The sequence below is a fragment of the Streptomyces durbertensis genome (genome assembly GCF_014156695.1).
GTDB lineage: Bacteria > Actinomycetota > Actinomycetes > Streptomycetales > Streptomycetaceae > Streptomyces > Streptomyces durbertensis.
On record NZ_WMLF01000676.1, the window covers coordinates 1 to 1,933 of the forward strand.

Sequence of the window (1,933 nt, forward strand, 5' to 3'; positions counted from 1 at the left end):
GGCGTTCCCTGGGGTGGTCGGTGAACGTCATGGCGGTTGCCTTCCCGGCCTCGACGGCCTGTTGACTCGCTGCCCTGCCGGTCCGGGCCGCCGCGTCGACCCGGTGGTCGTGCGCGGGCCCGCCGGCGGTCACCGGTGCAGCGGGTTGGCGATCGTCACGTACACGGACTGGGTGTCGACCGGCCCCACCAGCTCGTCCAGGCCGTGGAGTCGGGTGAGCAGATTGGCCTTGCAGCGCAGCGACGGCGCGTGGAGGAGGTGGTCGGTCACCGGCGAGGCGTCGCCCGCGGCCTCGGTGGTGAGGAAGGTGCGCAGGGCGGCGAGCAGCAGCCGCTCGTCGGCGAGCCGCGCGGAACCGAAGGCGCCGACGAGTCCGAGCACGTTGTTGACGAGCAGGTAGTAGGTGAAGCGTTCGTCGACGACGGCGTCGCTCACAAAGCTGTCGCTGGCCTCGCCGAGGCCGGGCAGGCGGCGTTCCAGCCGCTCGCGGTGGGAGGCGCGGAAGTAGTAGCCCTGGTTGTCGCGGTAGCGTCCGCCGCGCGGCCAGCCGGCCTCGTCGAGGAGGACGAGGGTGTTCTGCTGGTGTGCCTCCAGCGCCACTCCGGCGACCGCGTCGAGCCGGAGCACGGGCGCGACGACCGTACCGAGGTAGCGCAGGAACCACTCGGTGGCGACGGCGGCGGGCGGCCGTCCGGTCCGGGCGGCCAGTCCCGCCACGAGGCGGACGAGCGGGGAGCGGAGTCGGGCCGGGTCGTCCGGCCAGGGCCTGGGAGAGGTGAGCGCGGCGAGGCAGACAGCGTGGTCGTCGGGCCCGAAGGGGTTGTGGCGGAGCACGGTGTCCAGGCCGGGCAGCGGGCGGCCGTCCTGGTCGTCGACGCCGATCCACGCCGGGTCGCGCACGATGTCGAAGTCCGCGCCGCCGGGGAGCGCCGCCCGCCACTCCTCCGCGAGCCCGGTGCGCAGCAGGCGGTGCACCTCGAGGCCGCGCAGCAGTTCCTTGCGCAGGTTCTCCCGGCGGGAGTTGGTGATGCGCACCGACAGCGACAGCTTGAGCATGGCGGCGGCGCCCGGTCGATAGACCGTGCGGACGGAGGAGGTGGGGTGCCAGTGGGCGCCGCGCGGGCCGAGGTCGTGGAGCAGGCCCTTGTCCAGGAGGGCCGCGATCTCGGGGCGGTGCCGTGCCTCGCGGGCCTGCCAGGGGTGCAGCGGCAGGAGGGCGCTGTCTTCGGGGAGGCCGGCGAGGTCGCCGACCAGTTCGGCGGTGAGGCGTTCGGCGGGCACGACCCTTCCGCCCCGGTGCCAGGCCGAATCGGCGGCGAGCGCCCGGCGGTCGACGGCGAACCAGTGCAGCCGGAAGGCACCGTGGATTTCGGGCGAGTACCGCCTGGTCTCGCCGTCGGACAGGCCGGTGCGGCTCTTGGGCGCCGGGTGCAGCGGGTGGCCGAGCAACAGGGACTGTTCGGCGGTGAGGAAGGGGTCGGCGCCGGGCGGCGGGCCAGGGTAGGCGCGGCGCTCGGTGAGGAACAGGGCGGTGTGCCGCAGGGAGTCGGCGACGCGCGCCACCAGGTCGACGCGGTCCGCCAGGTCGCTGGCGGGGCCCGGGATGGTGGCGGGGTCCGGGCCCGCGGCGGGGTCCGGGATGGATGTCGGCGGCGCGGACGGGAGCGGGCGGGTGCCCTGGGCGCCGGTGGCGGGATTCCGTTCCTGGTGGGCCTGCCGGGACTGGTGGGCCTGGGCCCGGCGGCCGAGCAGCGCGGCGAACTCGGTCTCGTTCGGGGTGATCACATCGGCCAGCTTGAGCAGGCCGATGGTCGAGGGCGCGTCGGCCGGTGCGGTGTTGAGCACGGTGGTGACACCGGCCTCGCGGGCCGTGGCCAGCGCCGCTTCGATGGTCTGCACCGGCGATTCCAGCTGTACCAGCACCACCTTGGCG

Annotated in this window: 1 protein-coding gene; it reads right to left on the bottom strand. The window is 74.8% G+C overall.

Annotation, left to right across the window (positions count from 1 at the left end; translation table 11 throughout):
- Positions 1 to 129: 129 nt before the first annotated feature.
- The coding region (locus tag GL263_RS25815) for an IucA/IucC family protein (protein WP_182858154.1) at positions 130 to 1,933 on the bottom strand (1,804 nt) is incomplete at its 5' end.